The 2,882-nt window shown below is 63.7% G+C and carries 3 protein-coding genes; 2 read left to right on the top strand and 1 reads right to left on the bottom strand.

The annotated features are described in order from the left end of the window. Positions 1–171 precede the first annotated feature (171 nt). Positions 172–816 carry a hypothetical protein gene (locus Q7S20_09885; protein ID MDO8502140.1) on the top strand — a complete coding sequence of 215 codons (645 nt, stop codon included), beginning with the start codon at positions 172–174 and terminating at the stop codon, positions 814–816. 111 nt (positions 817–927) lie between these two features. Then, the gene (locus Q7S20_09880) at positions 928–1,176 is read left to right on the top strand and encodes an addiction module protein (GenBank protein MDO8502139.1); all 249 of its coding nucleotides are present in this window, start codon (positions 928–930) and stop codon (positions 1,174–1,176) included. Between the two features lie 641 nt (positions 1,177–1,817). On the opposite strand, the gene Q7S20_09875 is transcribed toward Q7S20_09880, so the two are convergent. After that, positions 1,818–2,882, bottom strand: a 1,065-nt coding sequence (locus Q7S20_09875; GenBank protein ID MDO8502138.1) for an IS110 family transposase, incomplete at its 5' end; no start/stop codon positions are given.

Genomic DNA, 2,882 nt, shown 5'->3' with positions numbered 1-2,882 from the left:
ATGATAGAGCGTGACATGGGTTGGTCCTCCACGAATGACTGCGACGGTTGCATGAGTCGCATGTGGCTCTGGCGACTCCGGTGAACACGAAGGAGCTAATCCACGTGAACGTCGGAGGGCCAGCCCAGTCATAATTTCTAGACGGACGTGAACCGGACCCGCTAACCGCACATGAGGCTCATTCGCAGATTCAGGGCGGAGTTTGCCCTGGCCGTCATCGCATCATTCGTCTGCATCGGCCTCGCCGTGGCCGGTCGTGGGCGCTACGACCCGAATCTCGCAGTCCTGACTGCCACCTTGGTTGTCTTGGTGTGGTACACCTTCTTCACCTATTGTGCCGTGCATCGTGAAGAAGTATCGAGCATCGGACTTGCGGTGCAGCGGACGGCAGCTAGCACGGTCGAAGTCATCGTGTCAAACAGGTCCAGCATCCGACGCGTGACGGTCCGCCTCAGAATTCAGGGACAACGTGACGGTGCACCGATGACCATGCCAGTCGGCGTCGACGGAGGCGGCGAGAACGATCTCTCGCTGCTTGCTGGAGAGTCCCGGACAGAAGTGATCACGCTCGCCGCAGCTAAGTCGAAGCCCGGCTCACAGTACGGACCGGGAATCGATCTCGGCGAGTCCGAGCAGGCAATCCTCTGCGTGGCACTCGGCTGGCGCGATGACGTGAACGATTCGAGTTCGCTCGGCCCTGATTTCTGGGCAGTTGACGTCCTCGACGCGAAAGTGCGTCGCTATCAACGCACGTCAAGCGCACTGGATGCGTGGCGCCGACTTGGAGGCGAGAAGGTCTCGCCGATCGCCATCTAACGACGGCTGGTGCAGACGGCCGCGCTATTGATGGCGGCCGCTCCGCGGCCGCATTATTGAAGCGGCCGCAGCACAACCCAACGTTATGCCTGCAAACTGGCACTTGTCCCCTTGAGTCCCAACCCGCAGTTTGAAAGCATGTCTCGATCGGCGTTGCTTAGCGAAATCCTCGATCTTCCTGCCGAGGATCGCCTTCAATTAGTAGAGAGTATTTGGGACAGCCTCGCCGCTTCGGCCGAGAGCGTTCCGGTTCCGGAGTGGCATCAGGCCGAGCTCGACGATCGATTGGGCGATCCGGATGAGCGGGCGACAGTCTCCTGGGAAGAAGTCCAAGCACGTCTTCGGAAACCAGAGCTGTGAGCCGCTCGCTCGCGTTCACTTCGCGAGCGAAGGATGATGTTGAGGAGGCGTACAAATGGTACGATGCCCAACAAGTTGGCCTGGGCGCCGAATTCGAGAGCGCACTCGGTTCGGTACTTCGTCTAGTCAAGGAAATGCCGGAAGCCGGCCCCGTCGTGCACCGCGATGTACGTCGTTTACTGCTCGAGCGATTTCCTTACTCGTTGTACTACCGACTGACTGACTCGACTATCGAAGTGCGGGCATGCTTGCACCAGCGACGGAATCCACGAACGCAGCGTCGGCGCGCGTGAGGCACGCTGAAGCTTCTATGATCACGTTGCTGTCAAGGGGGAGACTGTAGCAATAGCTCCGCCGAGCCCGCCGGCATCGGGCGATGCAAGTTCACGTTCGCAGGCGGCGAGCACTGGCGGCGATTGGGGATCGCGTCGAGGCACGACGGCCCTCGGTCACCCACTTCTATCCGTCACGACGCCGGACCGGAGTCGCGGGTCGGGACCAGAGATCCCTTGCGTGAACAACGCCCTTGCGGCGCGCGGCCCCTTCTGACAAACGGTGCATCCGACAATCTCACTCGGACAGACCCGCTTCAGCGACGGGCACGACGCACCAGTACAGGCGCTCGCGACAAGACCTGCGGGTCAGGTCTTCAACAACGCTCCCTCCGGAACTCGGCCCGTCTCGACGTAGCGCCACAGCGCGATGAGGAGCTTGCGCGCGAGCGCGACGATGCCGATCCGTCGCATTCGCGCGCCCCCCGTCGCGAAGCGGCGTTTGTACCACTGGCTCAGGGCACTGTCGGGTTGCCGGCGGAGCCAGCTCCACGCGAGCTCGATGGCAAGCGCGCGTAAGTAGCGATTCCCCGCCTTGCTGATTCCTTGTTCGCGTGTCGTGTCGCCGCTCGAGCGGAGGGTGCTGCACAACCCGGCCGCGGCACCAACCTGGCGCCGGTTGCGGAACTGCCGCCAGGCGAAGAATTCCGTCGTGTAGACCCACGCACTGACCTCCCCAATCGCGCGCAACGCCATCAGGCGGCGCACGAGCGGCAACGTCGGATCCGTCGGATCGTCAGCGGCGAGTCGCGCCCGCCGTTCCCGCATGAGCGCCAGGACTTCGTGACGGACGAACACCAAGCGTCGCCACTCGCGCTGCAGCCGTGCCTCGGCTTCGGGCGGCAACGGGGCACCGTTCCACCCGCGAAGATCCGTCGGAAGATGTCGCGGGAGACCACGACCGTCGAGCACCACTCCATGCAACGCCAACAGCCCCTTGATCCGATTCACCAAGCGTGTCCGCTCCCACGTCAACGTGGTGAGCTCGCGATGCAGATGCCGCCGATCCTCGTCGTCGATGCTCGGCACATGTACGACACTCCAGACGCCGCGCTCCCCGGCGGCGTGGCGCCCGAGCTTCTCGAGGAGGGCGGTCGTGTCGAGGCGATCCGACTTCGTTTGCCGTGCCCGCGCCGACCGATCGATCGAGGCGGAGTCGACCACGAGATTCTCCACGCCGAGCGACGCCAGCGCCCGGTGGACCCAGAAGCCATCCCGTCCCGCCTCGTAGCAGCTGAGCATCGGCGCCTCCGTCGGGAGCGTAAACCGGCGCTTCGCTGCGGTGAGTTCCCGCGTGAGTGCGGCTAAGTCCCGCGCCGCGATCGTCCGCAGGCGAGGCGGCTGGGCCGGTCCCCCGGCTCGAAAGCCCAGCTT

This window comes from Gemmatimonadaceae bacterium, assembly GCA_030647905.1.
GTDB lineage: Bacteria > Gemmatimonadota > Gemmatimonadetes > Gemmatimonadales > Gemmatimonadaceae > UBA4720.
Note: the sequence above shows the minus strand (reverse complement) of the source record. Positions and strands in the feature narration are given on the sequence as shown.

Coding starts and splice junctions, on each gene's coding strand:
- Q7S20_09885 (MDO8502140.1), top strand. CDS start 172: ATGAGGCTCATTCGCAGATTCAGGGCGGAGTTTGCCCTGGCCGTCATC.